The 13,717-nt window shown below is 46.0% G+C and carries 11 protein-coding genes; 7 read left to right on the top strand and 4 right to left on the bottom strand.

From position 1 onward, the window contains the following. Window positions 1-6: 6 nt before the first annotated feature. From COT43_05540 to COT43_05530, 3 genes are all read right to left on the bottom strand, one after another. Window positions 7-618: a hypothetical protein gene (locus COT43_05540; protein PIS28814.1), complete on the bottom strand. Its 612-nt coding sequence runs from the start codon at window positions 616-618 to the stop codon at window positions 7-9. A 211-nt stretch (window positions 619-829) separates the two neighbouring features. Beyond that, the gene (locus tag COT43_05535) at window positions 830-2,992 is read right to left on the bottom strand and encodes a hypothetical protein (GenBank protein ID PIS28813.1); all 2,163 of its coding nucleotides are present in this window, start codon (window positions 2,990-2,992) and stop codon (window positions 830-832) included. Window positions 2,993-2,999: 7 nt separating this feature from the next. Next, window positions 3,000-3,836, bottom strand: coding sequence for a purine-nucleoside phosphorylase (locus COT43_05530; GenBank protein ID PIS28828.1), 837 nt, complete (start codon window positions 3,834-3,836; stop codon window positions 3,000-3,002). Between the two features lie 164 nt (window positions 3,837-4,000). On the opposite strand from COT43_05530, the gene COT43_05525 reads away from it, so the two are divergent. From COT43_05525 to COT43_05510, 4 genes are all read left to right on the top strand, one after another. Continuing rightward, window positions 4,001-5,242: a DUF1343 domain-containing protein gene (locus COT43_05525; protein PIS28812.1), complete on the top strand. Its 1,242-nt coding sequence runs from the start codon at window positions 4,001-4,003 to the stop codon at window positions 5,240-5,242. Window positions 5,243-5,312: 70 nt separating this feature from the next. After that, window positions 5,313-5,987, top strand: coding sequence for a hypothetical protein (locus COT43_05520; GenBank protein PIS28811.1), 675 nt, complete (start codon window positions 5,313-5,315; stop codon window positions 5,985-5,987). A gap of 9 nt (window positions 5,988-5,996) precedes the next feature. Next, the gene (locus COT43_05515; GenBank protein PIS28810.1) at window positions 5,997-6,494 is read left to right on the top strand and encodes a hypothetical protein; all 498 of its coding nucleotides are present in this window, start codon (window positions 5,997-5,999) and stop codon (window positions 6,492-6,494) included. Window positions 6,495-6,582: 88 nt separating this feature from the next. Then, a complete protein-coding gene (locus COT43_05510) occupies window positions 6,583-8,493 on the top strand; it encodes a hypothetical protein (GenBank protein ID PIS28809.1) in 1,911 nt (636 codons plus the stop codon). Window positions 8,494-8,512: 19 nt separating this feature from the next. On the opposite strand, the gene COT43_05505 is transcribed toward COT43_05510, so the two are convergent. Continuing rightward, entirely contained in the window at window positions 8,513-8,704 is a 192-nt protein-coding gene (locus COT43_05505; GenBank protein PIS28808.1) for a hypothetical protein, read from the bottom strand. 219 nt (window positions 8,705-8,923) lie between these two features. Between COT43_05505 and COT43_05500 the strand changes: the two genes are divergently transcribed. From COT43_05500 to COT43_05490, 3 genes are all read left to right on the top strand, one after another. Beyond that, entirely contained in the window at window positions 8,924-9,688 is a 765-nt protein-coding gene (locus COT43_05500) for a hypothetical protein (protein ID PIS28807.1), read from the top strand. Between the two features lie 15 nt (window positions 9,689-9,703). Next, the gene (locus COT43_05495; protein PIS28806.1) at window positions 9,704-10,522 is read left to right on the top strand and encodes a hypothetical protein; all 819 of its coding nucleotides are present in this window, start codon (window positions 9,704-9,706) and stop codon (window positions 10,520-10,522) included. Between the two features lie 295 nt (window positions 10,523-10,817). Next, window positions 10,818-13,717: putative selenate reductase subunit YgfK (locus tag COT43_05490; GenBank protein PIS28805.1), on the top strand; the 2,900-nt coding region annotated here is incomplete at its 3' end.

Below are 13,717 nucleotides of genomic sequence, written 5' to 3'. Positions count from 1 at the left end.
AGGATTTCATTCCCCCGGCTGAATTGGGATTTGTGCTTCGTAAAATTTTTGAATGGCGTCCCGAAGTTTCATCAGCGTCTCTTTCGGTAATACCTCGATATTCAGGTTCATCTGATTGGTCAATGCGGTAAATTCAGCGTCAATTTGCTGTAACTTAACGATGTTCGCTTCAATCTGTGTGAGATTCGTCCGAACTGCCTGATCGACTTTTTCCAAATTCCGAACGCTGACCCAAACGACATCGATGCTGTCAAGCATTTCGGCTTTCGCTTCGTTCAGATCCTTCTTCATTTTACCGACCATATCGCGTATTTGCGCAGATAGTGCATCGATTTCTTCCATTTTGGCGAGAACGGTTTGGACGTCTTTGTGCTGGTTTTCCATCATACTTTTCAGCGAGTCCATTTTTTCGCGGTCGGCTTTCAGAGCCTCATCCATGATGGATTTGGTTTGTTCGATGACCTTGACAGTTGTTTCATCAACCATTTTTTGCAACGATTGATTCACATAATCTGTAGTTGCCAGCGTCGCTTTAGCCGGCGTCGGGATAAAGGAGAGTGACGAACAACCATCGAGAATGAGGAGCGCAACAAACAGAAGAGAAACCACTTTTTTCATGACAATACCTCATAATTAATTTATATCAAAGAGATCAAAAAACCACTTTTGGGGTAAAATTGCCGCCTGAGAATGAATCAATCAGTAATTTCATACGATCGTTGCCAAAAAAATATTAACTACAACTATTCCGAATATAGGGGATTTACGGGACATTCCGCAACATTTATTTCACAGATTTATAGGCAATTTTGAGCGGATTGATCGCTCGTCAAAAAGTCACGCCATCTTTTTTTTCATCGCCTTTGATTTCTTTGTGAATCGGGCAATGTTCAGTCGGAACCGTTGACTTCGTGAAGATTTCTGTTTCCACGGGGCAATACTGAGATGGCAGTAGTTTGGTTTCTTTGCAAATTTCAACCTCAACGATTCCTTCCGGACGTGTAAAATCCTGTGCGCGCCAGCGCATCGCATAATGCGTATCCCGCATGAAAGTCGCCCAGATCGGCAATGCGGCGACGGCACCAGCCTGATGGCTACCCAATGAAACGGCAGGATTATCGACGCCGACCCAAACGCCGGCAACGATATGCGGTGTGAATCCGATGAACCATGCATCGGCGAAGTTGTTGCTCGTTCCGGTTTTTCCGGCGGCGGGATACCTGAAGCCATAAACCGAGCGCGCCGTCACACCAGTCCCACGATTCATCACCGATTCCATCATGCTTGTCATCAAATAGGCTGTTTCCTCGCTGAGCACGAGTTCCCGGCGCGGCAAATAATCTACGATTACGTTGCCGTATTTGTCTTCAATTCGTTTAATAGCATACGGTTCGACCCAAACGCCGTGATTGTCAAAAATTCCGAAAGCGGAGGTGATTTCCAGCGGGATGACTTCAGCGGCGCCCAGCGCGATTGCTTCAACCGCCGGAATTTTCGTTGTGAGGTGCATGTGTTTAGCCATCTGAACAACCGTCGAAGGCGAGATAAGTTCGTGGACGACCCGCACGGAAACGAGATTCAGTGAATGTGCCAATCCGTCTCTGAGCGTCGTATTTCCGCTTGTCGTCATGTCATAATTGTTCGGCGCCCAGCGCGTACCGTCCGGCAAGTTGATCACGAGCGGCTGATTTAGCAACATAGTCGTCACCGGAAAGCCATTGTCAACAGCCGCGGCAAAAACAATCGGTTTGAAGACCGAGCCGGGCTGACGTTTTGCCTGCGTCACACGGTTGAATTCCGATTCGGAAAAATCCCGCCCGCCGACCATTGCTAAAATTTTGCCAGTTGATGGATCGATGGCTACGAGCGCGCCTTGAACGATAAGTGACGCTTTTAGCGACTGCGCCATCGGCACTTCGCCACGGATCATCAACTTTACATTCTGGACGGTCAACGATGTGTCTTTAATCAGTGACTGAATTTCGGTCTTACTATTCAGAAGCCGTTGATTAAGTAATTGTTGCTGTTGCGACAGATACTGAATGAATGCGGAATCGGCACAAGATTGAACACGCGAGTCAAGTGTTGTATAAATCGAAAGTCCATCGCGGTAAATATCAAATCCGTACTTGTCATCTTCTTTCGTCAACAGTTGGCGAACATATTCCACGAAGTATGGAGCGGTGCTTGCCGGCGGTTCAGGTTTTAACACCTGAAGCGGCGCATTTTTGTAAAGAGCATATTCTTCTTCGGTGAGAAATCCCATCTCTTCCATTTTTCTAAGGACAAGATTCCTTCTCTCAAAAGCGCTGATCGGTCGTCGGAGCGGAGAAAATCGGACGGAATTCTTTATTACACCCGCCAATAACGCGCATTCATCCGGCGTCAATTGTTCGGACGTTTTGTTGAAATATCGTCTTGCCGCCGCCTGAATGCCGTAAACGCCATGTCCCATCCAGCTGGAATTGATATACATTTCGGCGATTTCGTCTTTTCCGTACATCCGCTCGATCTGTAAAGCGGTCAGAAATTCTTTCATTTTCCGGGAAAAAGTCTTATCGAACCCGATGGATTCATACAGAATTCGCGCGAGTTGCTGGGTCAACGTGCTGGCGCCCTGCGCTTTGCTGAGCGTCAGAACATCAACAGTCAACGCCCGAAGATTATCCCGCATGCTGATTCCCCAATGCTTGTAAAACCGCGAATCTTCAACGGCTACGATAGCATCAATCATCGCACGGGGAATTTGATCCAACGGGACATAGATTCGTCGTTGGGTATAGAGTTCCTGCAAAATTATACCGTCGGAGGAATAAATGCGCGTTACCAATTCCGGATTGAAATTCTGGAGTTGTTCGATCGATGGAAGGTCTTTAGAATAAAATGCAAACAAAGCCAGAACAAGAACGCCGCCAATACAATAGATATAAAAAACTCGTTTAAAAGCTTTTGTCCAGCTGAGAATTTCCAATTCCTTTTCCGCTTTTCCCATTGTCCTACTACTTATTTAATTCTTTGTTTTGCATTTCCGCAATTACCGCCGATATGAAAATTGAATAGGGTTTTTTAATCGCTTCCGCCGCCTGCTGAACCTCTTCATGCGAAAGCGGATTCTGACCGATTCCCGCCGCAAGATTCGTCACCAGACTGATGCCGAGAACTTTCATACCGAGATGTTTTGCCATCAGCGCCTCCGGAACAGTTGACATGCCAACGACATCCGCTCCGAAATCACGCATGGTTTTAATTTCCAGCGACGTTTCATAACTTGGTCCGGTTGTCCAACAATAAACGCCCTCGAGAAGGCGAATTTTCCGTTCATTGGCGACTCGTTTAGCCATCTCCATCAATTCGATATCAAATGGTGATTTTTCGGTTTCTTCTGGGGAAAAGATTTCGATCTGCGTGAAATTGATCGCATCGGTGAGAACGACGAAATCGCCGGGGCGCATTTCCGATCGAATTCCGCCAGCTGCATTCGTCAAGATCAAGTTTTTAACGCCAAGCCGATTCAGCAATTGAACATAAAAAGTCACTTCCGCGATGGTTCGTCCTTCGTAAAAATGACTGCGTCCTTGGATAGCAATGAGTGGAACACCGTCGATCGTTCCAAAAATCAGTTTGCCGGAATGACCTTCGACCGTTGGCGGAGGATAGCCGGGTATTTCACGACTGTCGAGCGTGTACCGCGCTTCAATATTCTCGGCAAAATAACCAAGGCCGGAGCCAAGAACAATAGCGATCGAAGGAATTTCTCCCACGCGAGAACAGACAAACCGCTCGGCTTTAGCCACCTGTTCATCTTCTGCAAATGGATTGGTTTTTATTGTCATCATTTCTTTATTCAAATCACTTCTCAAATTAGCCAACCGCCCGAAACTGCACAACGGTGAAAATAGACAAAAAATTCTTTACTGACAAATAATACATTGACAGCGTCTGTTTAATTCCCTTAGATTTGAAAAGGTTTCTATCAAAATTCACATAGAGAGTAATAACGATGAAAAACACCTGGAAATATACCATCAGCATCTTTGCCACAATCGTATGGTTAACGTCCTCATCTTTCGCCCAACAACCGAATTATCAAAAGCCCGCCGTCAAACTCGGAATCGACGTTCTGTTCGCCGAGAAAATGGATTTGATCCGCGGAAAACGTCTCGGACTCATCACGAACCCGACCGGCGTAAATTCCGAACTCGAATCCACGATCGATATCCTGAATAAAAATGGAAATTTGGTCGCTCTTTTCGGTCCCGAACACGGTGTCCGCGGTGACGTTTTTGCCGGTGAAAATATCGAAAACTTCGTTGATCCCAGAACAGGCGTTCCGGTTTTCAGTCTTTACGGAAAAACAAATAAACCAACGCCTGAAATGTTGAAAAATGTCGATGCGCTTATCTATGACATTCAAGACATTGGCAACCGAACTTATACTTACATTTACACGATGGCGCGCTCAATGTCCGCCGCCAAAGACGCCAATATTCCGTTCATCGTTCTAGATCGACCGAATCCGCTGGGCGGCGAACTCGTTGAAGGTCCGGTGCTCGACCCCGCGTTCAAATCCGGCATCGGCATGTATCCAATCCCTTACCTTTACGGATTGACAGCCGGTGAACTGGCGCATTATTTCAACACAGAATTCGGAATCAACTGCAATTTGATCGTCGTTTCCATGAAAGGCTGGAACCGAAAAATGAATTGGAACGACACTGGGCTCAATTGGGTGTTGACATCGCCGCATATCCCGCATTGGGAAACCGCTTATCATTGTGCGGCAACCGGAGGAATTGGCGAGATGCCGACAGTCAACATTGGCGTCGGCTACACCTTGCCGTTCGAACTTATCGGTGAAGAGTGGATTAACGCCGATCAATTAGCGGCAGAACTTAACGATCACCATCTTCCGGGCGTGGTTTTCCGACCGCTCCATTTTCGTCCTTATTATTTATCTCGAAAAGACATCACGATGCAGGGAGTGCAAATTCATATTATCAATTTCAGAACATTCAAACCAATCGAAACGCAGATTCACATTTTGACGGCGCTGAGAAAGCTGTACCCGAACCAACCGTTGTTCGACGCCAAGCGCGTCGGCAGTTTCAATAAAGCTTTCGGTACGGACAGCGTCCAGAAAATGGTTATGGATAATTTAAGTGCCGAACAAATCCTCGCCACATGGCAGAAGGACGTGGAGGCGTTTAAACAAAAGAGTCGGCAATATTATCTCTATAACTAAGCGACTTGGCTTTGCAATTTATCGAGAATAATTCTATATTTGCGTCAGTTGAATTATTAGGGAGAAAATGATGAATTCTTTGAATAAAACCGAAAAGATCTGGATTGCAATAGTCGTCGGCGCCATTTGGGGTTTAGCCGAAGCGTTGGTCGGAATGTACATGCGTCAAACGGTGGCGTATGGAATGACCGGTTCGATCATGACCGGTATCGTGGCGTTATTGCTTGCGTTCGGATACGGAGCGATAAGGCAAAGCGGACTTTTATTTATCTCTTTGGCTATGGTGGTTTTATTCAAATTACTTGACGCATGGCTTCTGCATCTGCCGGTTGTGCACGGGGCGGTTGGCAATCCAATCTTCGCGATCATTCTTGAAGTTCTGGCATTGTGCTTGGTTGTTAATATTATCCGGCCGGAACTCAAATCCAAACTATACGGTCAGGCTTTGATCGGCGCATTATACGCTTTAATCGCCGTCACCGCCTTTCCACTCGTCAAATATTTCACCGGCGTGCCAGCCTGCGTCGTTAAAGGCACAACCTATCCGCTCTCGCTCTATTTTGCCCCACTGGCGGTTGGCCTGTCCATTCTGACATATCCAGCCGGATTTTTTCTGGGGGAACGCCTATCTGCTCTGGTATCAAATGAAAAACCGATTGCCGTAACTCTGCATAAGCGTCTTCACGTTGTCTTACCGGGCACGGTCGCCGCACTTTTAATGATTGCTATATTAATCCGCCTATAACCGGGCGCCTTGCCTGAATTAACCGCTCATCCTCACATCATCCTGACCGGCGCGATTGGCATCGGCAAAACGACAGCCGCTCAGAAAATGGTGAAAAGCCTGAACGTTATTCCCGCAGGTTTTACAACGAATAAAATATTCCGCGAAGATAAAATCGTTGGCTACTCGCTACAAGACTGGCGCCGAAATGGTCAAACTTTCGCGCATGTCGATTTCCCGAAAACCGTATCATTCGACCGCTTTGGCGTGGATTTGTCCGTCTTCGATGAATTCGGTAGTAAGATACTCCAAGACTCGATCCAATCTGGAAAACTGATTTTGATGGACGAACTGGGGATTATGGAACAGAGTGCGACAATGTTTTGCATTGTCGCAAAAGAAATCTTGAAAAATTACTCTTCATACATCGCCGTTATCCAGAAACGCGCGCTTGATTTCTGGACGGACGGGTTGACTGATGTGAAAATTGTAGAAATCATGCCCTTAGGAGTGAGTCGGCAAATCTGAAATACATCGTGAACTCATTTGGGTCATTTACTTCACCTTCGCTCTGGACATTCATCTGCGAAAGATATAAATTCCAACAGAAATTGCAATGAGGTATTTGATGAACCATAAATTGACTTACGTTTCCCTTTTACTGATATTGTTAATGACCAGCGATTCCATCGCCCAATTGGGAAGGCTCGGAATGCCACCATTGACCGGTAATCCGGAAGATCTTGTTCCTAATTCGATGCGAATTTTGGAATCCGGACCGGAGGTGCGAATCATAACCGATGAAGGACGCCTGAAGGCCATTGTCGAATTTGAAACGACGCGTCCAATGCCAGCCGCATACGTCCACTACGGTCCTTACTTCCACGATCAGGAGACGCCTGTTCCGGCTTACCGCCATTCGGCGAAGGAGAATTTGACAGCGCCGACAACACGCCATTCCGTGATATTCGATTTGACGCGTTTGCTGGAACCGATCAACGATCCGGGAGGCGCGATGAAAAAATTGGATGGCGGAACCGTCTGTTACCGGCTAGTCATTCCGGAATCCGATGGAGCGAATCAATATATTTTTGACAAACGGTTTGAGTTCCGGAATAGCCGACGAATCGTATGCATAACGGATGGTCCGTGGATCGATGTCTTCTCAGCACATGAAGTCGTTATTTCATGGGAAACCGATCTTCCGTCGGAAGGTAAAGTCGTTTTAGATGGAAAAACTTATCCTTCCACCTTGAACAAACATCATGAGGTCAAAATCAATGGCTTAACCGGCGAACAGCATTTGTATTCCGTCTTTACAATCGCCGATTCAGTAACCGTTTCCTCTCGAATCTACGAATTCCGAACGCCGGGGAAGTCAGGCAATTTTCGGTTTGCGGCAATGTCAGACAGTCGGGCGGGATACGGCGGATTCACAACGAATTTCAACGGAACGAATCTCGCTATTTTGCGTAGCCTAGTTTTAGGTACAAAGTCGAACGACGCGGAGTTTATCATATTCGCCGGTGATTTGATCAACGGACACACGACCGATGAAAGAGATTATCTCGCGCAAATGGACGCTTTTAAATGTTCGATCGAACCGGTCGGACATTCAATCCCTATTTATGAAGGTATCGGCAACCACGACCTTGTCATAGACTATTGGAAAGATCCCCGGTCAAACTACGGTATCCCGATTGTTCGGGACAAGGTTTTTGGCAATTCTACCGAAACGCTTTTTGCCAACTGTTTCGTTAACCCGGACAATGATTTTCCCAAACCCGAACAACCGGAAGCACCAAGATATCGAGAAACCGTTTATTATTTCGATTGGGACAACACACGGTTTATTTCGCTAAATTCCAATTATTGGTGGGCAAGTTACGCCGAAGACATTGGCGGTAGCATCGAAGGCTACGTTTTTAACAATCAGTATGAATGGTTTCGGAATTTACTGGAAAAAACCACTGCCGATCCGGCCATTAGCCATGTTTTCGTGTTTACACATGAACCGCCTTTCCCGTGTAGCGGACATATACGCGACGCGATGTGGTATAACGGCGGCGATTTATTACTCAATAAAAATATCGATGGCAAGCCGCTCGACCGATCGCATGTTCTAAAAGGTCGAGATAGACTTTGGACAGCTATTTCTCAAAATGAAAAAGTGCGCGCGGTTATCGTTGGGCACGAACACAACTATGTTCGCTTGAAAATTGATGCGAAGACGCCGGTTTATCCGAATGGCAAACCCAATCCGCGTTTTAAAAATCCTGTCTGGGAATTGATTACGGGAGGCGCAGGTGCGCCGTACTACGGAAAATCGGATCAAAAAGTCCCATGGGAAAATTCGATCGCTAAATTTTCATCGCAGGAACATTACTTGATCATTGAAGTGGCTGGGCAAAATATTGACCTTTATGTTCATTCTGCCAATGGAGATATCATCGAGACAGTCCGGATTGTCGAAAATGGCAAACCGACTGAAAAGCCGATTCCGGCTGTGTCAACAGGGAAAAAATGACCAGTTTGATGTGTTAAACTTATTTACTATCGTGCGTTTTCGTGTCGAACTTCGACGTAATCTCAATGACGATCTCGGTCATTTTCTCGGGAATCAAAATCGCAAGCAGTCCTATAACAAGTCCTAAGCCGCCGAGGAACTTGATAACCCATGCGTCCAAGACGAGCAGGAGAAAACCCACAATAAAAATGATAACTCCAAAGTTTTTCATAAACCCTTCTCTTGCAGTGAGAAAATAAGTTGAATTCTTAGTTTCGTATAGTCAAACAAAGTAAAATATAGAACACTTTCCGCTAAGTATCAAATCATTCAATAAAAATGTGAACAAGATCAAATCCGCCGCTCTCATTTATACATTGGGATGTAACATTATTGATTTTGAACCGTTCAACTCTTATATTTGTAGAAGTTTTTGAGAGTAGAGAGTAAGATGAGAAACATTACTAAAACCATTTTCATATTGACTTGCGTCAGCCTCTCTTTGTGTCTGGCGCAAAAACCGACGCTTCAACCGACCGATCTGGTGACAGTTCCGACGGCGGGATTGATTCCGAAAGGCTCGTACATCGCTAAGTTTTACCTGTTTCAGGGCGGCGGTCTGATGGGCGGAATCTCGGTCGGAATTTCCGATCGGTTTATGATCGGTGTCTCATACGGCGGCGCGCAGATCGTTGGAAATCAGAACATCAACTGGCACAACCAGCCCGGCGTAGAAATTCGCTACCGACTTATCGAGGAATCACTAAAATTTCCCGGCGTACTTGTCGGTTTCACATCGCAGGGCTTTGGCGAATATATCGATACGCTCAAGCGATACGAAACAAAAGCCAAAGGCTTTTACGCAGTTGCCAGCAAGAATTACGATTTCCTCGGGAATCTCGGCTTGCACGCGGGAATCAATTACAATCCAGTCGAGCGGGAAGACGGCGACTCTGACCCATCATTTTTCGTCGGTATTGACAAGAACCTGAATTCGGAAATTTCGGTCGTTGCCGAATACGACGCCGCGCTGAACGACAACGCCTCTAACGAAATCTCACTCGGCAAAGGAAAAGGTTATTTAAATGCCGGAATCCGGTGGTCGGTCGTCGAAAACATACATCTTGAAGTTGATTTCAACAATATTCTGCTCAATCGGAATCAGATGAAATATCTAAATCGCGAACTAAAAATCAGTTTTATCGAATCCTTTTAAAATCACCCAACACGCATGCTAGATCAATTCCAAAGGAGAATCATCATGATTAATCATAGCAATCGCCTGAATTTCTCATTCTTTATCAAAATCCTTTTGATTTCCTGTCTTGCGTTGTCCTTCCTATTTGCTCAGGCTGGCAAAGTCAAAAGCATTCTGAATGAAGCGGAAAAACTTCACGACGCAAATAATTTCTCCGGAACTATGACAAAACTGAAAGAAGCGGAAAAATTAGACAAGGACAATCCCGAAGTTCTCTGGAAAATTGCGCGCGCCTATTTCGATTTTGCGGATCAGGACCCGGAAAACCTCGACGTCCAGAAAAAAAACCTCTATCCGGGTTTTGAATACGCCAAACGATGCGTCGAACTCGCCCCGAACGTCGCGGGCGGTCATCAATACTATGCAATTCTCATCGGGCGAATCGGCGAAATTGAAGGCACCAAGCAGAAAATCCAAAATTCCTATCCGCTGAAAGAACACACCATGAAAGCCATCGAACTCGATCCGAATAACGATGGAAATTATCACGTCATGGGACGGTGGCATTACGCGCTTGCCGACCTAAGTTGGGCAGAACGAAAAATCGCCAGCCTGATCTACGCAAAACCTCCGGCGGCATCTTTTGATGAGGCGGCTAAGTTCTTCCAAAAAGCGCATGATCTAAAACCGGACGACATTCGTCATCTGCTTTGGCTTGGAAAAACATACATTAAACTAGACCAGAATGATCTCGCCAGAAAAGCGCTTAACGATGCATTGAAAATAAAGGCGGGAAGCGACTCGGACAAAGTCATGCAAACCGAAGCGAGCAATTTGCTCAAGAAACTCTAACTATACAGAAGAGGCTTTATGAAACTAACAACCATGTTGAAAATCCTCTGGCATTTTGGTTATCGTTGGCTTGGCGGTTCTTGCCGTAATGAAATTGATTGAGAAAAAGCGCGAAAACGCCGAAACGATCGAGACGTCGACCGAATAAACCAGCTGATTTCAAAATCTCCAGACCTCTTTCATCTCTTCGAGAGCAACGAACGATTTTTATTTTAGTAATTCAATTCCTGAACGAGTTTTCAAACAAAATCCTTTGGACAGAAAGGATGAAGAATTTGGTTAACCGAAAGTCCATGTGAGCGATAAAATGCTACCGATCCGGTTCGACAAACTCATCGACTGGATCGCATACGAATATCGAGATCACCAATCCATCTTTGGCATCCCAAAAGTCAATTTTTTTCGAAAATCGAACACAACATCAATCATGCTAAGTGGAGAACGGTGCGACATTCCAATTGGACCGGCGGCTGGACCACACACACAGATGTCACAAAACATCGTAGCGGCGTATCTGTGCGGTGCGCGCTTTTTCGAGTTGAAAACCGTCCAAAAAATGGACGAGTTGGAAATCCAAAAGCCTTGTATTTCCGCGGAAAACGAAGGTTACAATACCGAGTGGTCAACAGAACTATCCGTTACACAAGCATTCGACGAATACTTAAAAGCATGGATGATTTTACATTTCCTGAACGCCGCTCTGGGTCTGTCATCTTCACCACAAACAGGCGGATTTGTCTTTAATATGAGCGTTGGATATGATCTCGCCGGAATTCAAACTCAGAAAATCGACCATTTCATCGAAAGCCTCAAAAATGCCGAACAAACGCCAAATTTCAGCCGTTATCAGGAATTTATCTTTGGCGCTCTATCAAAATTCCACAGAATCGATACAGCATTTGTGCATCGCGCGATTGAATCAATTCCAACGACTATTTCAACCTCTGTCACGCTTTCGACGATGCACGGCTGTCCGCCAAATGAAATCGAATCGATTTGCAACTATTTGCTCGCCGAAAAACACTTGCACACATTCGTTAAACTGAATCCGACTTTACTCGGATTCGATTTCACGAATTCAACCTTAAAAGCCAACGGCTATAGTTCGATCGAATTGAAAAGTGAGTCGTTCGATCACGACCTGCAATTCTCCGATGCAATTCCGATGCTTCGCCGCCTGAAAGCCTTTGCCACTGAAAACGGTCGCCAGTTTGGCGTTAAATTGTCGAACACTTTACCGGTGAAAAATACCAAAGGCGTTCTACCGGGCGACGAAATGTACATGTCCGGAAATGCGCTTTACCCTCTGACGATCCACCTTGCGACAAAAATCGCCGAAGCATTTGACGGCAATCTTCATATCTCATACTCAGGCGGAGCGAATTATTTCAACATGGACGATATTTTGCAGACGGGAATTTATCCGGTGACGCTCGCTACAGAATTGCTTAAACCGGGCGGCTATTTGCGTCTCCGACAATTATCCGAAGTCGCTGATAAACGTTTGCAGAATGGTCTTCCTGAAAAGATCGAAATTGAGCAATTACAAAAAGTCGCATTGACCAGCATTCGATCCACGGCCATTGTTCCCGAAAATCGTCAAAATAAATCCGGGAAGAATGGCAAACCGTTGCCCATTTTCAATTGTTTCACCGCTCCCTGCCGCGAACGATGCCCAATTCATCAGGACGTTCCGACTTACATTCGATTAATCGATCAAAATCGTCCTGAAAAGGCGCTCCAATCAATTTTCGCACAAAATCCTCTGCCGCACATCACCGGTCACATTTGCGATCATCAATGCACGACGCGCTGTGTGAGACGTTTTTACGACGAACCGGTGAAAATCCGCGACCTCAAACGTGTTGCCGCAGAGACAGGCTTTTCGGATGGCTCAAATTCTATGAAATCCAACATTCCTGCGAACGGAATCAACGTTGCCGTTCTGGGTGCCGGTCCGGCCGGACTTTCAGCCGGATATTTTTTAACGCAGGCAGGCTTTTCTGTGACGATTTTCGACCGGAATCCAGCGGCAGGTGGAACGGTTCAATTCATCATTCCCGGCTTTCGTCTTCCCGAAGAAGCGATCCGGAACGATATTTCGTTCATCGAAAAAACCGGCGTGAAATTTCAATTTGGCATCGGCAATCTTACAGTTGAGGAATTGAAAAATCTAGGTTACCGCATTATTTTTCTGGCAATTGGCACTGGTAAATCGAATCCGCTCGTTTTACCGGGTGGAAACGCAAATCTCATCAGTGCGATCGATTTTCTCAAGTCGTACCGGAATTCCCCGACGGAAGTTCATCTGGGGAAAAATGTCGTTATTATTGGTGGCGGTAACTCGGCGATGGATGCGGCACGTGCGGCTTTGAAAATTAACCACGTTCGGAACGTTTCTATTATTTATCGGCGGACAACTTCAGAAATGCCTGCAGACAGCGAGGAACTCGATAACGCTCTTCAGGAGGGCGCCACCATTCGCGAACTGTTGACACCTATCAAGTTTTCCAAAGCCGGAATTTTAAAATGTCAGAACATGAAACTGGGCGAGAAAGACGAAAGCGGTCGGCGCCGACCAGTTCCAATCGATAACGCTTACGAAAATATTCAAGCCGATTTCGTGATTTCCGCCATTGGTGAAAATGTTGAAACCGAATTTTTAAACGAGTCGGGGATTGGCATTAATAATTATGGAAAAGCCATCGCCGATCCACAGACAAACGAAACAAACGTTCCGGGAGTTTTCATTGGTGGCGATGCACGGCTGGGATCAGCAACTGTCGTTGAAGCGATTGCCGAAGGCAAAAAAGTTGCCACGGAGATTATTCGGCGTGAAAATCCCGATTTCAGAGAACCGGAACTGTCTCGCCAACCGATCGATCTGAACGAAATTTACCGGCGCAAAGGATTGATAAGATCCGCCGAGAAGGAATTGAAAGATCCGGAAAGCATTCATCGCGAAGCGAGTCGTTGTCTCGACTGCCAGACTTTCTGCGGAATTTGCGTCGATGTCTGTCCAAACCGCGCAAATGTCGCTGTCCAGACGGAAAACAGTTGGCAAATCGTTCACTTAGACGGATTATGCAACGAGTGCGGCAACTGCGCCACTTTTTGCCCGTGGGACGGGAAGCCGTATCGCGACAAGTTCACAATCTTTTGGGGCGAGCGAGATTTCAACGAAAGCAACTCAGA

The sequence above is a fragment of the Candidatus Marinimicrobia bacterium CG08_land_8_20_14_0_20_45_22 genome (assembly GCA_002774355.1).
Lineage (GTDB): Bacteria > Fidelibacterota > UBA2242 > UBA2242 > UBA2242 > 0-14-0-20-45-22.
Note: the sequence above shows the minus strand (reverse complement) of the source record. Positions and strands in the feature narration are given on the sequence as shown.

What these genes read in the sequence shown, in the direction of transcription:
- COT43_05535 (PIS28813.1), bottom strand. Translation starts at nt 2,992, where the DNA reads ATGGGAAAAGCGGAAAAGGAATTGGAAATTCTCAGCTGGACAAAAGCT.
- COT43_05540 (PIS28814.1), bottom strand. Translation starts at nt 618, where the DNA reads ATGAAAAAAGTGGTTTCTCTTCTGTTTGTTGCGCTCCTCATTCTCGAT.
- COT43_05525 (PIS28812.1), top strand. Translation starts at nt 4,001, where the DNA reads ATGAAAAACACCTGGAAATATACCATCAGCATCTTTGCCACAATCGTA.
- COT43_05530 (PIS28828.1), bottom strand. Translation starts at nt 3,836, where the DNA reads ATGATGACAATAAAAACCAATCCATTTGCAGAAGATGAACAGGTGGCT.
- COT43_05500 (PIS28807.1), top strand. Translation starts at nt 8,924, where the DNA reads ATGAGAAACATTACTAAAACCATTTTCATATTGACTTGCGTCAGCCTC.
- COT43_05495 (PIS28806.1), top strand. Translation starts at nt 9,704, where the DNA reads ATGCTAGATCAATTCCAAAGGAGAATCATCATGATTAATCATAGCAAT.
- COT43_05510 (PIS28809.1), top strand. Translation starts at nt 6,583, where the DNA reads ATGAGGTATTTGATGAACCATAAATTGACTTACGTTTCCCTTTTACTG.
- COT43_05505 (PIS28808.1), bottom strand. Translation starts at nt 8,704, where the DNA reads ATGAAAAACTTTGGAGTTATCATTTTTATTGTGGGTTTTCTCCTGCTC.
- COT43_05520 (PIS28811.1), top strand. Translation starts at nt 5,313, where the DNA reads ATGAATTCTTTGAATAAAACCGAAAAGATCTGGATTGCAATAGTCGTC.